We start from the raw sequence: 19,770 nt of genomic DNA on the forward strand, positions 1-19,770 counted from the left end.
ATTATTTCACCTCATTTGAACTAACTTTCCGCATACAGCAAATAAAGAAGCCATCTGTCATGTATTGATGGGGATACAGAACCAGTTCTTGCTCTTTTACTACTGCTTGGACATTTTCATTTGCAACAATTTCAATTTTTTCAAATTCAGGGTGTTTGGCTAAAAAGGCTGCCACTACTTCCTGATTTTCTTCTGGCGTAATAGTACAAGTGCTATAGACCATTATACCCCATTGTTTTAGTGTTGGGGCAACACTTTCTAAGATTTCTAACTGAATTTTAGGTAAATTTTGAAAATCATTGGCCGTTTTATGGTATTTAATGTCTGGTTTACGGCGCATTAGCCCTAAGCCTGAACATGGTGCATCAACTAAAATCCGATCAAAGGTTTCTGCGGGAAATTCTTCGGCCACTTGTCGCGCATCAAGCTTTTCTGCTTGGACGACATCCGCCACATGGAGGCGTTGCGCATTTTCATTAATTAGCTTAATTTTGTGCGCATGAATATCTAAAGAGGTCACACGACCACCTGCTTCAGCCTCTAAAAAAGTTGCGATATGAGTCGTTTTGCCACCAGGAGCCGCACAAGCATCCAAGACACGATGATGCGGTTCAATTTGCATCGCTGGAGCCACGAGCATAGAGCTTTCATCTTGAATGGTTAAACAACCGTTAATAAACAGTTCACTGCCAGCTAAGTAGCCTTTTTCAGCGACAACACCATAAGGGGAAAGTTGACTTTCCTTCGCGGCAATCCCTGTTTCTTGTAATTCTTCCAGCGCTTCTTCTCGTGAAATAAACCGTGTGTTTACTCGGCCACTCGCATGGCTTTTTTCAAATAATGATAAACCTAACTGCCGTGTTTCTTCTTCGCCTAATTGGGCAAGTAATTTTTCTGTTAACCAACGTGGCATGCTAATTTCCGTGGCTAAACGATCAACTGGATCGCTAATTGCGGCCAAACTAGGTGCTCCATTTCGTTGGAACGCCCGCAGCACGCCATTCACGAATTTACCAATCCCAGGATTGCCACGACGTTTGCCAATTTCAACCGCTTCATTAATGACTGCATGATCGGGCACTTTATCTAAATAAAGTAATTGATATAACGATAAAATCAATAAATTTTTCACCCAATTATCGACTTTTTGCGGTTTCTTAACAAATGGTGTTAAGTAGTATTCCAACAATAATTTGCGACTAATTGTGCCGTAGACAAGTTCTGTAAACAAGCGGCCATCTTTCTCGCTTAGTTCTGATTTTGTCATCATTTCATTAAGTAAAAGATTGGAGTACGCCCCACCTTTATCCACACGTTCGATGGTTTCTAAAGCAACGTATCGAACAGAACGTTTTAATTTCTTGGGGATTTTTTCAGCCATTTTTGTTAGTCCACCTTATCTTTTTCTGCGACATTTTGACCAACGCCATTTAAAAATTCTTGAATCGTTAATTGACCTTTACCTGCTGGTTGCAGGCGATCAATTTGAAGGACTGTCCCTTCACCACAAGCAATCCATAGCGCTTTTTTACTACGCTGGATAATCGTTCCTGGGGCGCTAGTTGTTGTTTCAGTCAGTGGTGTCACTGCCCAAATTTTCCAGTTGGTCCCTTGATAGGTTGTGAACGCTGTTGGCCAAGGACGCATACCACGCACTTGGTTATCGATTGCCTCAGCAGTTTTTTGCCAGTCAATTCGTTCTTGTTCTCGGGTAATATTTGGTGAAAAAGTAGCCTCTTCTTCCACTTGTGGAATAGGCGTGATTTCGCCAGCAATTAGCTTGGGTAACGTTTCTAATAAAAGTTCTTTTCCTAGAATGCTTAATTTTTCAAACATGGTGCCTACATCGTCTTGTTTCGTAATCGGAATTGCACGTTGCGCTAAAATCGCGCCAGCATCCATTTTTTTCACCATTTCCATAATCGTGACGCCTGTTTCTTTTTCTCCTTCAATAATCGAGTAATGTACAGGTGCGCCGCCACGATATTTTGGTAAAAGTGAGGCATGGACATTAATCGCACCTAGTTTGGGCGCTTTTAAAATTTTCTCTGGTAAAAATTGTCCAAAGGCTGCTGTCACAATTACATCTGGTGCTAAGTCAATCACTTTTTCCATTTCAGGAGAACCTGAAATTTTCTCTGGTTGTAAGACTAATAAGTTATGTTTTAAAGCTGCTTCTTTGACAGGCGTTGGGGTAATCACTTTTTTTCGGCCAACTGGTCGATCTGGTTGCGTGACAACCGCTTGAACGTCATAGCCTGCCTCGATTAAACTTTCTAAAATCGGAACAGAAAAGGCTGGTGTGCCCATAAATACAATTTTAGTCATCAAAATGTTCCTCCATATACGCTTCTAAATCTTCTGGTGCAATTTTCTCAATCATTTTATCGATAAATAACTCGCCGTTCAAATGATCAATTTCGTGTTGAAAAGCTCGAGCTAAATAACCGTAAGCCGTAACTTCCATTTCTTCACCTTCACGGTCAAAATAACGGACAGTCACTTCATCTGCTCGTTCAACGGTTCCATATGTTTCTGGAATACTTAAACAGCCTTCCACATCAATACTGGTTCCCTTTTTTTCAATAATCACTGGATTAATTAGTTCAAAACGACCAGATTCTTCATCGATTTCAATCACTGCCATTTGCAAATTTTTACCAATTTGCGGGGCTGCTAAGCCAATCCCATCATGGGCCAGCATTGTTTCATACATATCCTCTAGTAACTGCACAATTTCATCGGTAATAATCGTCACAGGTTGAGCCTTCATTTTTAAGTGTTCGTTCGGGTGAATCACAACTGGATAGCGCATAAGTGCTCCTTTCAAAGCTGTATTTTTTAAATAAAATTCATGGGTTCTGCATCAATGGAAAGCTTTAAGCCACGAGCCGTTGCTCGTTGTGTATCGGTTAAAATTTCTTTCAATAATGGTTGAAGCATTGGTTCTTGTTTATACTTGATAATCACTTGATAAAAGTATCGATTATTGACACGCATAATTGCGTTGGGCGTTGGTCCCAACAAAATGGCTTGCGGCGATAAGCCTTGTTTTAATTTCGTCGCAATTTGAAACATTTGTTTCGCTGCTTCATTTTCTTCAGGATGGCTAGCCGTAATTTGGACCGTAAAATAGTACGGTGGATAATCCCCACGATGACGAATATACATTTCTTTTGTATAAAAATCTTCATAATCTTGGGCTTTTGCCAATTGTATCGCATAATGCTCGGGGTTAAAAGATTGAATGATGACTTCTCCCGGTTTTTCAGCACGACCAGCTCGGCCACTGACCTGTGTCAATAATTGGAAGGTCCGTTCACTGGAACGAAAATCGGGTAAATTCAAGGCGGTATCAGCATTTAAGACACCGACTAACGTCACATTTGGAAAGTCCAGTCCTTTGGCAATCATTTGTGTGCCTAATAAGATATCCGCTTGTCCTTCACCAAATGTTCGCAAAATCTTTTCATGCGCACCTTTGCGACGGGTCGTATCAACATCCATTCGGAGAATACGACTTTCTGGTAATAACGTTTGTAATTCTTCTTCTACTTTTTGTGTGCCTGTTCCGTAGTAGCGAATTTTATCTTGGCCACAGTTAGGACAGCGATAAGGAATCCGTTCTTCATGCCCACAATAATGACATTTCATTGTTTTACTATCCATATGCAAAGTTAAGGAAATATCACAATTCGGACACGGCAACACATAGCCACAATCGCGACACATCACAAATGACGAATAGCCACGGCGATTAAGTAGGAGAACACTTTGTTCGTTTTTCTCTAAGCGTTCTTGGAGTTTTTCTTGCAACGACATGGAAAAAGAAGAGACATTGCCATTTTCTACTTCTTGCCGCATATCCACTACATCAATCGTAGGCAAGGTTGCCGCTTGATTGGCACGCTGTGTTAATCGTAACCGCTGATAAACATTTTTTTGTGCGCGAGCGCGTGATTCCAAGGACGGCGTGGCACTGCCTAAAACAACAGGGCAATGATGGTACTCCGAACGCCAAATCGCTAAATCTCTCGCGTGGTAGCGCGGGGTTTCTTCTTGTTTATAACTTGCCTCGTGTTCTTCATCAACAATGATCACGCCGATGTTTTCGATTGGCGCAAAAATGGCTGAACGCGCGCCAACCACCACTTCCGCTTCTCCTCGTTCAATCTTCCGCCACTCATCGTATTTTTCACCTTGCGATAAGCCACTGTGCATTACAGCAACATGTTCGCCAAAGCGACTTTTAAAGCGTTGCACCATTTGCGGAGTTAAAGAAATTTCAGGGACAAGCATAATGGCTGTTTTGCCTTGGTTAAGAACTTCTGCAATGACCTGTAGATAAACTTCTGTTTTCCCACTTCCTGTAATACCTTCCAATAAGTAGGTTTGGCTTTGCTGTTCTTGGACAGATTGTAAGATTGTTTCCACAGCCACCTGTTGTTCTGCATTCAAAGATAACGCAGTCGTTTTTTCAAACGTCTGATTAGCAAACGGATCACGATACGCTTCTTTTTCAATGAACGTTAACCAGCCGTTTTTGGCCGCTTCATTTAAAAGCGCGGTACTGAAACCTAATTCTTTCATTTCCTTCACAGCGGTGATTTTTTCAGTGCCCAAGCGTTGTAAATAGTAAAGAAGTTGCTCTTTCTTCTTAGCTCCCTTGCGTAAACCCAAACGAATTTCCTCTAGTTGTTCAAATTCCTTAGCGGCTTGAATGAAGCGGACCATTTTTACTTTATTTCTCGTCGTAACTTCGTAGCGAATATCGACTTTTTGCTGTTTACGCAACGCCATTAGTTGAGGCAAAAGCCCACGTTCTTGCGCTTGGTCCCACGAAATTTCCTCTAAACCATAAAATAACTGATCTTGTAATTCTTCAGAAAGCTCATCCGTTAAATAAATATATTTTTGGTAATCGGCACGCATTACGCTAGGCAACATGGTTTGCAAACAAGTGATTTTAAAAGCAAACGTTTTTTCCTTCATATAATCAGCTAAAGCCAACATTTCTGTATTTAAGACAGGTTTTAAATCCAACACCGCCACTAGTTCTTTCAACTGAACATTGGTTTCGTCAAGAACCGTTGCAGCCATTGGTTCAATGGCTAGAACAAACCCTTGAACATGCCGATTACCGTTACCAAAAGGCACTTCTACACGCATGCCGACAGCCAATTGCTCATTTAAATTTTCAGGAACTAAATAAGTGAATGGTTGATCGGTTTGCATCGTTGGTACATCCACAATAACTTTGGCTACTTTTTGCATGGTGCGTCCTCCTTTTTATGTAAATTCTCTTTGCCTATTGTACTAAAGATTGACTGATTTGTCTTGTGTGTCTCGTTGTTGTTAAGCTTAGTTAATTTCCCCTTAAAATATAAAAAGCTAGCTTTCCTAAACAAATGATCTAAGAAAGTAGCTTTTAGTAATCCTCTTAAAATACTTTGAAACTTACACTGCTAACTAGTGTTAGCACTCTACATTTTTTTATGGTATAATCATTTTGAAAGAGAGATGTTGGTCCATCTCTCTAACTGTAGAATCATGACAGTAACTTAGTTTTTACTTAATTAAAAAGAAATAACCAGTTAACCGTTCAAAGTTTATGACTGGTTATTTCTTTTTGTCTTTTTTTAGCAAAGTGACAACCAAACTAATCAACGCAATGGTATATAAACCAAAGTCGAAAATTAGTCCGATTACATCTAATGCGGACAAATACGGCTTTCCCCTTTCATAGATTTCAGTACTTATGCTCATAAGCACCACCACCTTCCAGAAGTAGCCACCGTCATAACTTATCTACAAAAACAGTATACCACAAAAGTCATCCCACAACATTTGCAATCACAAAAAAACAAGCCTTTACTTGAAGAAAGCTTCAATCATAGACTTGTTTTTCATTCAATTAATTTTTTTCGTCACGTAAACGGTTTTCTAATTCTTTTTGTTCTTGTTCACGTTGGCGTTTGCGTTCTTCACGTTCAATGCGTAGACGTTCGCGTTTTTCTTCAGGATTTGGATCACTGATCACTGTTCCTGCTTCGATTTCTTCTAACGCACGACCTACACTTTTTACAGAATCAAAGGATTCAACGGTTGGTTGAACGCCTTCATCTAATTCATGCGCACGTTTGCTTGCTAAAATAACCAAAGAATATTTTGAAGGGACTTCTTTTAATAATGAGTCAATTGACGGTTTTAACATCATAAGGCTACATCTCCTCTAACATTTTAATATATTTTCCAATTACACGGTCAACACGGAAGTGCTCACTCGCGATAATGTCTTTAATTCGTTGCACGGCTAAAGGAACTTCATCATTCACTACCGCATAATCATACAGCGCCATCATTTCGATTTCTTCTCTGGCCACAGCCATTCGTTCTTCAATCACAGACATTTCGTCTGTTCCGCGGCCAATAATTCTTGATTTTAATTCCGCTAAATCGGGGGGTGTCAAAAAGATAAATACGCCATCAGGCACTTTGTCTTTGACTTGTTTAGCCCCTTGGACTTCGATTTCTAAAAAGACGTCTTTGCCTTCATCTAGCGTCTGGTTAACATACGTTAATGGTGTCCCATAATAGTTACCAACATATTCCGCATATTCCAACATTTCTCCAGCTTCAATCATCGCTTCAAATTCTTCTCTTGAACGGAAATAGTAATCTACTCCATCCACTTCGCCTTCTCGCTGTTTCCGAGTGGTCATTGAGATTGAATATTGAAAATCATTTTCTTCACTGTCGAAAATAGCCTTTCTTACAGTCCCTTTCCCCACTCCTGAAGGACCTGACAATACGATTAATAACCCGCGCTCTGACATAACGACTTCCTTTCAAAACATAATTTCACAGTATTAGTTCTATTTTGCACTTTTTTTCTGCAATTTTCAAGACTTTCTTGGAGATTCACTGAAAAAATAACATTTCTTCTTTAATTTGGCTTTCATAACTTGTTCTTTTTTTAAACAAATTACCTAGAATTCCTATACAGGCAGCCATTTTTTAAGTAAAATGAAGTGATGACTCCTTTAGGATGAAAAAACGTGAATAAGAAAGGACTGAGAAACATCGCACGAATTAAACCATTTACATTGTTTCTGCTAGGCTTAGTCGTCAGTTGTGGGGCCTTTTTTGCCCAACCTACTGTGACTCACGCAGAAGAAGATATTACCGCGATTGCTAAAAAAATGGGGACGACCCTGAAAGAGGATGGCATTCCCAAAGCAGCCATCGTTGTTGATGCTGATTCTGGAGAAATTCTCTGGTCGCAGCAACCAGATTTAGCGTGGAATCCTGCCAGTATTGCCAAAGTGATGACCATGTACTTGGCCTTTGAAGCAATGGAGCAAGGAAAATTTACAATGGATACCACTGTGACTGCTACGCAAAAAGATGTCGATATTTCTAAAATATATGCCATTAGTAATAACAAAATTACGTTAGGTGTTGCTTATCCAGTCCGTGAACTATTAAAAATGATTGCTGTCCCCTCTTCTAATGTGGCGACTCTCATGTTGGCAAATTTAATTTCAGGGGACCAGCCTACTGACTTTGTTCATTTAATGAATCAAAAAGCGGCTGAATTAGGGATGACAAATACTACCTATTACAACTGCAGTGGGGCGCAAGCAAGTGCCTTTAACGGCCTGTATCAAATGCAAGGAATTGACCCAAATGGCGATAACGTCTCTACAGCTAGAGATTTAGCTTCACTAACTTATCATTTTCTGAAAAATTATCCAGAAATTTTAGAAATCACCAATAAACCAGTGGTGAAAACAATGGTCGGCACGCCTTACGAGGAAACGTTTGAAGCATACAATTATTCTTTACCAGGCGCTAAGTATGGTTATCAAGGCGTGGATGGTTTAAAAACAGGCTCTAGTCCAACAGGCGGCTTTAACTATATTGCGACTGTCAAACAAGGAGATTTCCGTTTAATTGAAGTCATTTTAGGCGTTGGTAATTGGCAAAACCAAGATGGTGAATACGAACGGCATGTGGCTGGGAATGCTTTGCTGGACTATGCCTATACGACATACGAACGCAAAAAACTTTTAGACAAAGGACCACAAACCATTGATCACAAAAAAGTCACTTTGGCTAACGATTTATACGGTGTCGTTCCCAAAGGCAGTCAGCCTACTTTTAAATTAGTAGCAGGGCAGGTGCAAGTCGACACGCCCTTGACATTATTAAATAGTACGGTTCAAGCGCCAAAAGTGGCTTACCAAGAAGTTAAGCCAAAACAAACAACAGCGGAAGCTGCGGAAGAATCAAACGAACATTCTGGGGACACCACCGTTGCAGAACCGAATCATTTTATTCCCAAATCGATTGCCACAAGTGTTTTAGTCCTTTTCGGGCTGATTTTCTCAGTAATTACCCGTCAGCTTCAAAAACGTTTAGAACGTCAGAAAAAACACGGCAAAGAAAGCAGTAAAACTGCATCCATGCGGACAATCTTTTTAAGTGCCGCAGTTCTTTCTTTCCTATGCGCCGTTGGCTTGTTTCTTTTATTCTAATTAAAAAAAATACCACCAAGCGTGAAATGCTTGGTGGCATTTTTTATAAGCCCATATTAGAAAGCGTATTGACCACGTTCATCAATTCATCGCGACGACGAACTTGTTTGTCGACAGGGCCGTCAACTTCTTTCACGTCAATGCGAACAACAAAATGACGATTCAAAGTAACAAACGTGTCTTCGTTAATTTGGATATTTAATTCTGTTTCAGAATAGCTTGCACAAGCATCTTGCCAGACGTCAAATGGTTCTCTGTCTGAAGCGACTTCTGTTTTTACCACAGAACGACCACTTAATTCTTGAAAGGTTACATCATAAAATTTAGTCATTGCTTTCACCTCTGTCATTTATTCGTTACTTCTATATTATAGCGTTTTCTGGAAAAACACGAAACCATTTTCTCTATTCGACATTTTGAATTTGTTCACGAATCTTTTCTAAGGTTGTTTTCATTTGAACGACACTATTTTTTATTTCAATTGGACTTGATTTCGAACCAATCGTATTGACTTCACGGTTCATTTCTTGAATTAAGAAATCTAGTTCTCGGCCCACTGGTTCTGTTTCGTCAAGCAACTGATGCAACTTATCAATATGGATATCCAAACGATCTAATTCTTCATGAATATCGCCTTTTTCCAATAAAATGGCCATTTCTGTTAATAAGCGTGTTTCATCCACTTGGCTACCTAACCATTCGTTTAATTTCGCTTCAAAACGTTGACGGTATTCTTGTTCAAAAACGCCCACAAACGCTTGCAGTTCTTGAATTGATTGGGTCAACACTGCTACATAGTCAAGCAGGACTTGTTTAATTTGCGTTCCTTCTTGCACACGGCTTTGGTCAAGACTAGCGATGGCTGCTTCAAATGCTTGAACAAGAAATGGTTCAAATGTCTGATCAACGATTTCTGCTTCCACTATTTCGACAAAATCATTTTGCTTTAATAAATGGTTGACCGTGTCCCCTGCATCAAACGTTGCTTCCGGATAGTTTTCCTTTAAATGTTGATCTACCGAAGTTAATAATTGATCAATTAAGTCCCACTGCACGCGTACTTCTTTTTGATTGTTGCCGATTTTTTGGAGATTTACATAGACTTCCACACGTCCACGTTTTAACGTGCGTTTGATTACTTGCCGAATCACCAGTTCATAGGCATTCAGTTCCTTTGGCATACGCAATAGAATATCTAAAAACCGCTGGTTGACACTTTTGACTTCAACATCCAATTGATAATTTTCATTTTGAATGGTCTTTTTTCCAAATCCAGTCATACTTTTCATTGACAGGGTGCTCCTTTTACATGGATTTAATTGTTTTGCTTAATTCAGCAAATTCTTCGTTAGTTAAGGTGATGCCTTTACCCATTTTTTCGTGATCAGGGGCCCACTCACGCAAATCAAATTTTGGTGGACGACCATTCCAACTAATTAAATTCAATTCTTTACGCCAGCCACGAGCATTCTCAGATAACACAGCGACTTCTTCTAAAATTTCATATGAAAATTCTTCTTTCATAACATTCACTCCTTGTTAGTATTCCTTAGGTTATTGTACCATCTTTTCCTCGACACTTAAAATACACATCTCTTTTCTATCACCCTGTCTATATAAACATACGCAACTTTTTCAAAAAATCAGTAAAAAAAGCGACGACTGCTCGTTTCAATAGTGTCAGTCACCGCTTCTCTGTCTATTCTTTTTCTGTATAAAGATCCACCACTTCAAAACTTTGGCAAACTAACAGCATGTCGGGATAAAATTGTAGCTGATAGGGGGCCAGTTCTTCTTTAAAGAACCGCGCATGCTCTTCATACCAATAATCCAATGTCAAATCTCCTTCACCTTCCGCTTGTGCAAAAGATTCTGAGACCTTGTTCATGGGCATAATTTCAACTTTGGTTGTTCGAATAATAGCCAGCGGTTGAGACTGACCATCTAAAATTATGTCGTATTGACCAGCTTTAGGGAGTTGTTCTTCTTCCATCTTATAAATATCTAAAGAAGAACATGTCGCTGTCTTACGACCAGAAACAACCAATTGACCCAAACGGTTACCCATCTCAGAAGAGCCATCACCAAACATCCACACATCGGGCATCAACATATCTAATTCATGTTTATCTAAAAAGTTTTGCCAGAACACTTCTACATTTTTTAACATCCTTTGCTCTCCTTTTTATTTTTACTTCACGCAACCTTCTTTCACTAATTATACATAACTGATTGCTTTTCTCCTATACTATTTTTACAAAATGAAAACTAAAATAATGACAGTAGTATTTGGACAGAAAAAAAAGAGGACTAAGTAACAAAACTTAGCCCATCTTTTTATTTTGCTTGTCGTTCTTTGATTTTCGTGAGTAAAGATTGAACATGCTGGCGTGCCGAAGCTTCATCTTCTTGAAGCATCTTTTCCGATAAAATAAAGGATCCGCCCACTGCTAATACTTCTTCTGCTTCCACATACTCTATAAAGTTTGTTTCATCAATCCCACCAGTTGGTAAAAATTGAACATCATAAAACGGACCGCTTAAACTTTTAATGGCTTTTAACCCGCCGTAAATATCGGCTGGGAAAAATTTAACCACTCGTAAGCCATACGCCAGCGCTCGCTGAATCTCCCCAGGCGTAGCTGTTCCTGGAAAAATAGGCACCTCATTTGCCAGACAAAAATCAATGACTTCTGGAACAATCGCTGGGGAAACAATGAACTGTGCACCGCTCGCTACTGCCTCTTGGGCTTCTTTCAAGGTTCGAACAGTTCCTGCGCCTACTATTAAATTTCCTGAAGCAGCAAGTTGTTTGATGGCAGGCAAGGCCAGCTGACTCCGAAAAGTGACTTCAATAAACGGTAATTCGTTTTCTACTAAGACTGATTCTACTTGTGGCAAATAGCGTAAATCTGTTGCAGTGTATAGTGGTAAAAGTTTACATGTCGCTAATTGTTGATACAGTTGATTTTTTTCAACTTTTGTTTCCATTCTGTCACTTCCTATTTTGTTTGGCTTTGGTTGCTTCGTACAGTCCTTGAATATAGGTCAACCCCATTGCTCGATCATATAAACCATAACCAGGCATCGCTTTTTCATCCCAAATTGCCCGCCCATGGTCAGGGCGAATAACGCCTTCATACCCTACGTCTACCAGTGCTTGCATTAATTCCGCCATATCTAACGAACCAGCGACACTAGGATGCGCCGTTTCTTCAAAACGATGCTCACCTAAATACTTCACATTGCGGAAATGAACAAAATTAATTCTGTGACCTATTTCACGAATCATAGTAGGCAAATCATTCGTCGGATCCGCACCAAGGGAACCTGTACAAAATGTAATCCCATTTGCTGGTGAGTCCACTAAGGAAAGGATTCGTTTCAAATCCGCTAAATTTTTAGTGATTCTTGGCAAACCAAAAATTTCCCAAGGTGGATCATCGGGGTGAATCCCCATTTTGATATTTTCTTCTTCACAGACAGGAATCACACGTTCTAAAAAGTAGCGCAAATTTTCGACCAAATCTTCTTCTGTTACGCCGGCATACATAGCTTTCAATTCTTGAAATTGTTGCAAACGCTCCTCTTCCCAACCTGGTAACCGGAATCCTTTTGACTGACTGTGAATTAATTGATACATGTCTTCTGGCTGCATGTGCTCTACCACAGCTTGATCAAATAACAACGATAAGCTGCCATCTTCATTCTCATACGCCAAGTCCGTTTTAGCCCAACCAAAAATAGGTTTGAAACTGTAGCACACTAAGGAAATTCCGCATTTCCCCAAGTTACGTAACGTTTGGCGATAATTATCAATATAGTGGTCTCGTTGATCCGTTCCCGCTTTAATGGCATCATGAATAGCGACACTTTCAATTCCTAAAAGTGCTAATCCTTCTTGTTCCACCGATTGTTTAAGTGCCTGAATTTCGGCTACTGTCCAAACATCACCTGGTAGTTTATTTAACAAGGTACCGACAACGCCAGTAATTCCTGGAATCTGTCGAATGTGTTTTAACGGAATGGCATCGCCTGCCGCTCCGTACCATCTAAATCCCCATTTCATTGCTTTCACCCTTTACTACATTCTTAAAAATCATCGTCCTCATCCTCTTCATCCTCAAAGGAAGTCATAGAAATATCCCATGCTTGCACACTTTCTTTGCCTTGCGCAACAATCGCTTGCGCCGCTTCAGCAATCGGTGTGCCCAATAATTGATGGTTTATCGCTTCTAAGACCATTGGTAGGTTGGTACCACTCACCACAAAGATTTTCTTTTGTAGTGCTGGTTCGAGTTCGTTAATCACCAAAACTGCCTGATTGTAAGGACTCGCACTTAATAAGTCAACCATGACCAACACGCCATCCCCTTGTTGGACGTTCTCAATCGCTGTTTTAATTTGCCCGCCTAGTGCTTGGACATCGTCTCCACTATTTAGATTAACGGTTTCGATATTTTCGGTTGCGCCCATAATCACGGTAGCTGCGTCTTTCGCACCGTCACTTAGTGCACCGTGTGTAGCAATCACAATCCCTAACATAAAAGTTCCTCCTTCAATTCAGTGGCTTGAGTCATTATTTCAAACAGTCATGCAATGACTCAAGCGACTGACCTTTTTTATAAATTAAATTTGCCTAAAACCTCTTTTAAACTAGTTTTTGGTGCAGAAGGCGTTGCTTGGAAATAAATATCTTCTACGCCATACACCTCATGTAGCTCTTTTAATTTTTCGGCATCTTCTTTGTTTAAATAAACTGATTTGGTTACTAATAAATCTTTTTCTGGATTCTTCTGTGCAATACCGCCGATGTTTAACTCCTTCATAGGGACTCCGTGTTTTACTAAGTCATAAATTACAGAGACGGTTTTAGCGATTAAAATACAGTTGTACTCTTTGAATTGGTATTCATCCCAATAAAATTTAGCTTTTTCCGGCGTAATGACAATGGTTTTTTGTCCTGTCCGACTGCCTGCACTTTTGTATAAATCACGCATAAATTTATCCTTTGCCACCACTTCATCGACAACGAAAATGGAATTAACGCCACTTTTTTGGGACAAGGTCACCATCACTTGTCCATGAATTAATCGTTCATCTACTCTTGCTAAATTTACTACGCCCATCTGATTCACGTCCTTTTCTTTTTATAAAATACCGACTGTTGCTAAGACAATTAAAATACCTGTTAACCACAATAATGCTTGCGTAACTTTCAAGCCTTTTTTCGTATAGAACCAATACACGCCCATTACGACAGCTAGCGGCAAGAGTCCTGGGACAATCTGATCAAGGATATCTTGGACCACAAACTCACGGCCAGAAAGTTTAAATTGAAGGGTTGAAGAAACTTTGACATAATTACCAGCTAAAATTCCCATCATGAACAACCCTAAAACAGATAACATTTCAATAGCTTTTTGAATCCCCGCACTTTGCATTAAGCCTGTGGCATTCCGCCCCATTTTAAAGGATTGTCTCGCAAAGAACACACCTAGCAGTACTTGATAAAGGGCAAACGCGACAAAGGGGAAAATCGCACCTAATGCGCTACCTTGTTGCGCCCACGGCACCGCAATCGCAATAAAAATATATTGAACCGTACCTGAGTCAATCGCATCACCAATCCCCGCTAACGCGCCCATCAAGCCAGCTTTGGTGTTATACATTAAATCATCTTGCATCATGATTTCGCGGCCTTCATGTTCTTCTTTGGCCCGCTCTTGTTCCATGGAAGCCATCAACCCAGTAATGACCCCGCCGCCCCAGCTTAATTGCGTATTGAAAAACAGCAGTTGACGCATATAAGCGGCTTTTAATTGTTCATCGTCTTTATATAATTTCTTTAAAAGTGGCATCATTGCGTACAATAACGAAGGCGCCAAGTAACGTTCAAAGGAATGGGGAATTTCATTGGCAAAATGCCAACGGAGATAGGCTTTTGTAACATCTTTATTGGTAATTTCTTCTGGTGCTAAATTCGTTGTTTTCGGCACGACTTTTTCTGTTGTTTCCGTCATTTCAGTTCCTCCTTTTTCTTTTAAAACCCGTCATCGTAATCGTCATCATCATCAAAATCAGTGGTGGCACTGGCGGAACCAGCACTTTCTGCTACAGGTTTGCCTTTTTGGACTTGCACAAAAATTAACGCAATAATTACGCCAAAGATGGCATACGTTACCATGGTAATTTCCAATGACTTAAAGACGATACTCATGAAGTATGCAAGGAAAAAGAAAACCAAGAAATCTTTTCGACCAATGACATAGACCGTTGTCGCAATCCCAATTGCGGCTAAACCACCACCGACTACTTCTAACACGTGAATCACAACGGTTCCTTCTAATGCTTTAATAATATCGGCAATGACTGGTGCCCCTAGATAAAGAGCAAAAAAGACTAATGGAACGAATAAAATAAATGAGGCAATCGTTGGATACCAGATAATTGAGCGGGCAATTTTTTTAGAATTTAGTTCAGCCACCGCACGATCGGTATACTTCCCTAAAAACGTGTTAATAAAGAAACGGAATTGATATAAATAACTTCCTAAAAGACCGACAGGAACCGCTACGGCGATAGCCGCTTCCGGCTTCAAATTCCCTAGCAACGCAACTGGCACAGCAATCGCTGCCGCAATTGATGGTTCTGCTGGCATAGAGCCACCTGGTGAAAAAACACCCATGTAAATCATTTGTAATGCTGCGGTGACGATCATCGCTTTCGGGACATCGCCCATCACTAAACCTGCTACTAACCCTGTCATTAAGGGCGAGAAACGCAACGTTAACGTTGCTCCTCCTCCAAGCCATCTGGACATAATTGCTGCCACCCAAAGCGCCATTATCAAACTTTGTAAAACACTTAACGTTTCCATAGTTCCTCCTTCTTATCCTTGGTTTTGGATATACTTTTCTAGCTCTTCAATCCCTTGACGTAAACGTTCTTCCGAAATCTCAATAGGAATTAAATGAACCTTTTCTTTTGAATCAATAAATTGAACCATTGCATCGAGTACTGCTTCTTCTTCTGGGTAAAGGCCCATTTGTCGTAACGACATGGGTAAGTTTAGCTCTTGATAAAAGGGGATTAATGCGTCTATGATGGCCCACCTTTTTTCCAATGCTAATTGATAGAAGATGCCGTAAGCTACTTTTTCGCCATGTAAATAGTCATGACTTTTTGGTAAAAATTTACTCATAGCATCATGCATGGCGTGTGCTGCTGCATTGCGGGCGTATTTGTCGCCGAAGCCGCCGACTAATCCAGAAACAGCGAAAACAATTTCTGAAAGATGGACAAATTCAGGCGTGAGTTTGCCCTCGTCCATCGCTGCTAAGGCTGTTTTTGAGTCCCGCATAATCGCTTCTTGCGAAAGCTTGGCGGTCGCTCCCGCTAATTGCAAAAAGGGTTCCCCTTGCAAATGGGCTTGGCGTAAAATGGTCTCTGATTCATACCATTTCGCTAACGTATCAGCTAAACCAGCGACAAAATAATCACGGGGCGCATCCAGAAGCAACTTAGGATCAGTGATTAAAAACGCAGCTTGGCGAAAGAAATGTTCCGTTTTGCCTTCGGCCGCGCCATTTTCTTGATACATCACAGCTAACGGTGTCCACGGCGCACAGTTACTAGCCAAAGTAGGGACTAAGCCAAAATTCAGATTGTTTAAATGGGCGCTGTAGCCCACTAAATCGGCTAACTTACCGCCGCCGACTCCCAGAAGAAAGTCAATCTGGTGTTCCTTTATTTGCTGTGAAATTTGTTCGGCGCCAAAATAACTACATTCTCCTGTGTAAGTGTGATAGAAGAATTGATACTCTGAATCTGCCAAGAAGGGCAAAAATGGCTGAGCTTTTTCAAAGGATACGGTGCCATGCACCACCAAAATTCGTTGGGCGTGATATTCCTTGAAAAGTGACGGCACCGAAGCTAAGGCGCCTTCGTGGTAACGATAAAATTGCGGTCCAACTTTCACTTTTAAATCAGTTAACATGCTCCTCCTCCTTCTTAACTAACGTAACGACTGACTTCTTGCACTGCCCGTTGAGGTAAAATACCTTGCACCACGTCTTCCACATCTTGCACGCATTTTTCTCCCATCGCTTGCAGGCATTCCATGGTATAAGCGGAGGTGTGCGGCGTCATTACTACATTTTCAAACGCAAGATAAGGATGATTTTTCCGACCTGGTTCCTCTTCTAAAACATCTGTCCCAAGCCCAGCAATTTTGCCCGATTGCAAACCGGCAATCATGGCTTCTTCATCAATCAAGGCGCCTCGTGCGCTATTGGAAAGATAGACGCCGTCTTTCATCTTGGCAATTTCCGCCGAGCCAATCATGTGATAACTTTCTTCAGTTAAATTGGCACATAAACAAATGATGTCTGCTGAAGCTAGCAACGTATCTAAGTCTACTTTTTTGGCTCCATAACTTTGCAGATAAGTGGCGGATTTATAGGGATCATACGCTAACACGTCACAGCGAAATCCGTTTCGTAACGTCTCCACGACACAACTTCCTGTGTTCCCAACACCAATGACACCCACAGTTTTGTTAAATAACGTCCGACCGACAAAATTCGCTCGTTTTTCCCATTGATCTGCTTTAACGCTGGCATCTGCAGCCACGGTTTGCCGTAAAACAGCTAGTAAATTTGTGACATTGTTTTCCGCCACGGCATCTCGTTCTACTAAAGCTGGGATGATGGAAACAATTGTGTCATGCTGTTTTGCAGCGTCTAAATCGATGTTGTTATACCCAATGCCGTGGCGAGAAATCAGCAACAATTCATCTTTATGTTCAAAAAATTCTTTCGTGAAAAATGGCGTCACGCTAGCAATAATAATCGTATATCCTTGTAAACGTTCCGCTAACACTTTGCCACCAATTTCACTGTCGACTGTAAAATGCTTCACGGTGCCTATTTTTTCTAAGCGCGTCAAGTGTTCAGGAAAAATTTGACCAAAACTACTGGAATTCACTATGGCAATTTTTTGTTTTTTTAACATGACTAAACTCCTTTACTGACTTTTTACGACTTCATGCCCGCCAAATCCTTGTCGCAAAGAAGCGACCACTTTGTTTGAAAAATGATTTGCTAGCATACTTTCATTTCGAGTAAATAAGGACAACGCCGTAGTTGGGACGGGCATCTCCAAACGCAATGCTTCTTCAATCATCCATTTGGCTTCGCCATTTGCTGCAACTTTCCCTTCTAAATTGGCTAACGTAGGATTTTCCGCAAAAACCTCTTTCGCTAAGCCCATCAAGCGAGCTTCAATAATCGAGCCGTGATTCCACACATCGGCTACTTTCTCCAACGCAAAATCATATTCGGCAGCTTCTAATAAATTGAATCCTTCGCCCATGGCTTGCATCATGACGTACTCAATCCCGTTATGCACCATTTTCAAATAGTGACCAGCTCCTGATTTTCCAGCATAAAGATACCCTTGTTCACAAGCTAAATCTTCAAAAAATGGGGTTAACACCTTGACAGCTTCAGGCGCACCGCCAACCATTAAACACGCTCCTTCCCGCGCTCCTTTGATGCCACCAGAAGTACCACAATCAATAAAATAAATTCCTTTTTCCTTAGCAAGCTGAGCATTCGCAACACTATCATGAAAATTTGAATTGCCACTATCCACAATGATATCCTCTGGTGCTAATTGCTCTACCAATTCTGCCACTAATTGATTGGTAATCTGACCAGCGGGGGTACTTAAAAAAATCACCTTCCTTTTATTAAGCGCTTTCAATAATTCCGGCAACGAATCTACAACGGAAAGACCCTGTTCTCTAGCAGTCGCTCTTGCTTCCTTTGTTACATCAAAGCCAATAATGGGCCAGCCTTGTTCGTGAACATTTAATGCCATGTTCAAACCCATTTTCCCAAGTCCAATAAAGCCAATGTCCATTTTTCTTTCACCTGCCTCTTTTGATACTTCAATCATAAAGGATAAAAAAAATAATGTAAACGATTACACTAATTAAAAAATATTTTTTATTTTTTAGCAAAAATCTTGCCTACTCAAAAGGTAAAACGTTTTTATTTTTAAGGAGCTTTCATACAAAAAACACAAGTAAATCTCTTGGTATCACGTTCTTTTTACTGGCTACTTTCTTTAGTTGAGAGAAGTCTTTTCAAGACCCCTTCATTTTTCAGAAAAAAGATTATTTATTTTTTTTTGGCTTTTTTTAAAGAATTTCTTTTTTGTGGAGAAAAAGAGAAATTGTATTTGTCCTCTTTTTCCACTATAATCAGTCTATACCAACAATGAAAAGGCATTCATTCTATTTTAAAAAATAAGATTGGAGGAACGTGTTAATGAAAAACCACTATTTGGATCAACGGATTCGGATCAAAAAACCGAATTTGAGCCTCACAGAAAAGAAAATTTCCGATTACTTTGTTCATTCTGAATCATTATTGACACAAATGACGTTAGAAAGTCTTGCCAACGAAATTGGCGTCTCCCAATCTTCCGTGTATCAATTTGTAAAAAAGATTGGCTATTCTGGGTTCCAAGAATTTAAAATTGATATTGCTAGAAATTCTAATTATCAGCCGACTTTTCAAAACATCAATAGCGTGAATGGCGCCGATGATATTTCACCAGATGATGATAGTATTACCATTGCTAAAAAAGTCTTACAAGCCAATATTTATTCCCTCAGTAACGCCACACAGTTCTTAACAAAGGAGCTGTTAGATAACGTGTTGGCTTTGATGTACTCTGCCAAAACGCTTCACTTTTTTGGGCAAGGCGGCTCCTCGATTGTGGCTTTTGATAGTTTCCATAAATTCATTCGGACCAACTATCGGTGCAACTACATTTTTGATTACCACATGCAGTTAAGTTTTGTCACAAAATTAACCAGTGAAGATTGCGTGTTTATTTTTTCCCATTCAGGCAAAACCAAAGAATCAATCAACCTAGCACGACAAGTTAAAAAAACCAACGCAAAAATGATTACGTTAACCGGTAACAGCGGTTCAGAGTTGGCAGGCTTGTCCGACGAAGCAATTATTGTCGTCACTGAAGAAGGCTTGTTTCGTGCGGAATCCTTGGCTTCACGGATTAGTTACTTAACGGTAATGGATATTTTATATACAAATACGATGTATCACAATTTTGATCAAAATGCCGATTCCTTGAAAAAAATCCGCGACAACATTAGCACGACTAAGACCGATCCGCATTATTTGTCGTAAAGGAA

At 40.2% G+C, this 19,770-nt stretch carries 22 protein-coding genes; 2 read left to right on the plus strand and 20 right to left on the minus strand.

The window, feature by feature from the left end; translation table 11 throughout:
• Position 1 precedes the first annotated feature (1 nt).
• From rsmB to gmk, 7 genes are all read right to left on the minus strand, one after another.
• Entirely contained in the window at positions 2-1,381 is a 1,380-nt protein-coding gene (gene rsmB, locus IGL90_RS12720) for a 16S rRNA (cytosine(967)-C(5))-methyltransferase RsmB (protein WP_002354921.1), read from the minus strand.
• 5 nt (positions 1,382-1,386) lie between these two features.
• A complete protein-coding gene (gene fmt / locus IGL90_RS12725; RefSeq protein ID WP_002398166.1) occupies positions 1,387-2,328 on the minus strand; it encodes a methionyl-tRNA formyltransferase in 942 nt (313 codons plus the stop codon).
• Positions 2,321-2,815: a peptide deformylase gene (gene def / locus IGL90_RS12730; RefSeq protein ID WP_002371656.1), complete on the minus strand. Its 495-nt coding sequence runs from the start codon at positions 2,813-2,815 to the stop codon at positions 2,321-2,323. Before def ends, fmt begins: the two co-directional genes overlap by 8 nt.
• Before the next feature lie 26 nt (positions 2,816-2,841).
• Complete coding sequence (priA, locus tag IGL90_RS12735; RefSeq protein WP_048736975.1) at positions 2,842-5,274, minus strand: primosomal protein N'; 2,433 nt, start codon at positions 5,272-5,274, stop codon at positions 2,842-2,844.
• Positions 5,275-5,619: 345 nt separating this feature from the next.
• Positions 5,620-5,766, minus strand: a complete 147-nt coding sequence (locus IGL90_RS12740; protein ID WP_002383235.1) for a putative holin-like toxin — start codon at positions 5,764-5,766, stop codon at positions 5,620-5,622.
• Between the two features lie 148 nt (positions 5,767-5,914).
• On the minus strand, positions 5,915-6,217 hold the full coding sequence (gene rpoZ, locus IGL90_RS12745; protein WP_002354916.1) for a DNA-directed RNA polymerase subunit omega: 303 nt from the start codon (positions 6,215-6,217) through the stop codon (positions 5,915-5,917).
• A 4-nt stretch (positions 6,218-6,221) separates the two neighbouring features.
• Entirely contained in the window at positions 6,222-6,836 is a 615-nt protein-coding gene (gene gmk, locus IGL90_RS12750; protein WP_002354915.1) for a guanylate kinase, read from the minus strand.
• 222 nt (positions 6,837-7,058) lie between these two features.
• On the opposite strand from gmk, the gene IGL90_RS12755 reads away from it, so the two are divergent.
• Positions 7,059-8,540 carry a DUF1958 domain-containing protein gene (locus IGL90_RS12755; RefSeq protein ID WP_002398168.1) on the plus strand — a complete coding sequence of 494 codons (1,482 nt, stop codon included), beginning with the start codon at positions 7,059-7,061 and terminating at the stop codon, positions 8,538-8,540.
• Between the two features lie 43 nt (positions 8,541-8,583).
• On the opposite strand, the gene IGL90_RS12760 is transcribed toward IGL90_RS12755, so the two are convergent.
• From IGL90_RS12760 to gnd, 13 genes are all read right to left on the minus strand, one after another.
• On the minus strand, positions 8,584-8,889 hold the full coding sequence (locus IGL90_RS12760) for a hypothetical protein (protein ID WP_002383233.1): 306 nt from the start codon (positions 8,887-8,889) through the stop codon (positions 8,584-8,586).
• A gap of 55 nt (positions 8,890-8,944) precedes the next feature.
• Positions 8,945-9,829: a YicC/YloC family endoribonuclease gene (locus IGL90_RS12765; protein ID WP_002398169.1), complete on the minus strand. Its 885-nt coding sequence runs from the start codon at positions 9,827-9,829 to the stop codon at positions 8,945-8,947.
• Positions 9,830-9,845: 16 nt separating this feature from the next.
• Entirely contained in the window at positions 9,846-10,064 is a 219-nt protein-coding gene (locus IGL90_RS12770) for a YdbC family protein (RefSeq protein WP_002381076.1), read from the minus strand.
• A gap of 175 nt (positions 10,065-10,239) precedes the next feature.
• Positions 10,240-10,710 carry an ASCH domain-containing protein gene (locus IGL90_RS12775; RefSeq protein ID WP_002354908.1) on the minus strand — a complete coding sequence of 157 codons (471 nt, stop codon included), beginning with the start codon at positions 10,708-10,710 and terminating at the stop codon, positions 10,240-10,242.
• A gap of 167 nt (positions 10,711-10,877) precedes the next feature.
• Positions 10,878-11,531 (minus strand): bifunctional 4-hydroxy-2-oxoglutarate aldolase/2-dehydro-3-deoxy-phosphogluconate aldolase, encoded by a 654-nt coding sequence (locus IGL90_RS12780; protein WP_010778000.1) that lies wholly within the window; start codon positions 11,529-11,531, stop codon positions 10,878-10,880.
• Between the two features lie 4 nt (positions 11,532-11,535).
• Positions 11,536-12,609, minus strand: coding sequence for a mannonate dehydratase (gene uxuA / locus IGL90_RS12785; RefSeq protein WP_010778001.1), 1,074 nt, complete (start codon positions 12,607-12,609; stop codon positions 11,536-11,538).
• Between the two features lie 23 nt (positions 12,610-12,632).
• A complete protein-coding gene (locus IGL90_RS12790) occupies positions 12,633-13,085 on the minus strand; it encodes a PTS sugar transporter subunit IIA (RefSeq protein WP_002354905.1) in 453 nt (150 codons plus the stop codon).
• Between the two features lie 77 nt (positions 13,086-13,162).
• Positions 13,163-13,669, minus strand: coding sequence for a PTS system mannose/fructose/N-acetylgalactosamine-transporter subunit IIB (locus tag IGL90_RS12795; protein ID WP_002354904.1), 507 nt, complete (start codon positions 13,667-13,669; stop codon positions 13,163-13,165).
• A gap of 21 nt (positions 13,670-13,690) precedes the next feature.
• Positions 13,691-14,563, minus strand: a complete 873-nt coding sequence (locus IGL90_RS12800; protein WP_002354903.1) for a PTS system mannose/fructose/sorbose family transporter subunit IID — start codon at positions 14,561-14,563, stop codon at positions 13,691-13,693.
• Positions 14,564-14,583: 20 nt separating this feature from the next.
• On the minus strand, positions 14,584-15,420 hold the full coding sequence (locus IGL90_RS12805; RefSeq protein WP_002354902.1) for a PTS mannose/fructose/sorbose/N-acetylgalactosamine transporter subunit IIC: 837 nt from the start codon (positions 15,418-15,420) through the stop codon (positions 14,584-14,586).
• 12 nt (positions 15,421-15,432) lie between these two features.
• Positions 15,433-16,539 carry an iron-containing alcohol dehydrogenase family protein gene (locus IGL90_RS12810; RefSeq protein ID WP_010778002.1) on the minus strand — a complete coding sequence of 369 codons (1,107 nt, stop codon included), beginning with the start codon at positions 16,537-16,539 and terminating at the stop codon, positions 15,433-15,435.
• Positions 16,540-16,553: 14 nt separating this feature from the next.
• Positions 16,554-17,555 carry a D-isomer specific 2-hydroxyacid dehydrogenase family protein gene (locus IGL90_RS12815; RefSeq protein WP_010778003.1) on the minus strand — a complete coding sequence of 334 codons (1,002 nt, stop codon included), beginning with the start codon at positions 17,553-17,555 and terminating at the stop codon, positions 16,554-16,556.
• A 12-nt stretch (positions 17,556-17,567) separates the two neighbouring features.
• Positions 17,568-18,503, minus strand: a complete 936-nt coding sequence (gnd, locus tag IGL90_RS12820; RefSeq protein WP_002378979.1) for a phosphogluconate dehydrogenase (NAD(+)-dependent, decarboxylating) — start codon at positions 18,501-18,503, stop codon at positions 17,568-17,570.
• Between the two features lie 374 nt (positions 18,504-18,877).
• On the opposite strand from gnd, the gene IGL90_RS12825 reads away from it, so the two are divergent.
• On the plus strand, positions 18,878-19,765 hold the full coding sequence (locus IGL90_RS12825) for a MurR/RpiR family transcriptional regulator (protein ID WP_048737430.1): 888 nt from the start codon (positions 18,878-18,880) through the stop codon (positions 19,763-19,765).
• The last annotated feature ends 5 nt before the right edge of the window (positions 19,766-19,770 follow it).

The organism is Enterococcus sp. DIV1307a, from assembly GCF_050537425.1.
Taxonomy (GTDB): Bacteria; Bacillota; Bacilli; order Lactobacillales; family Enterococcaceae; genus Enterococcus; species Enterococcus faecalis.